Below are 265 nucleotides of genomic sequence, written 5' to 3' on the forward strand. Positions count from 1 at the left end.
AGGCGCTTGCTGACCAGGAGTTAAGACCGCTAACGCGGCGTCCGGCGCTGTCTTGATGCCGTAGTCGACGTTGATACCGTCTGCGTCTACCGGGATCGGCACGATATTCAAGCGAGCCAGTTCCAGCCCCTTACGGGCGAGCATGAACCCGGGCTCCTCCATCCAGACCTTCTGGCCTTCCAAACCTAGCACCCGAAGTGTCAAGCCTAAGCCAGCGCTGTATCCGGACGTCACGAAAACCTGCTCCGGATGACAGTGGAAGTTT

1 protein-coding gene is annotated in these 265 nt (G+C 58.9%); it reads right to left on the bottom strand.

The annotated features are described in order from the left end of the window. Positions 1-265, bottom strand: a 265-nt coding sequence (locus AB4Y42_RS44500; protein ID WP_368697932.1) for an aminotransferase class I/II-fold pyridoxal phosphate-dependent enzyme, incomplete at both ends; no start/stop codon positions are given.

It is taken from the genome of Paraburkholderia sp. EG286B (genome assembly GCF_040965655.1).
GTDB lineage: Bacteria > Pseudomonadota > Gammaproteobacteria > Burkholderiales > Burkholderiaceae > Paraburkholderia.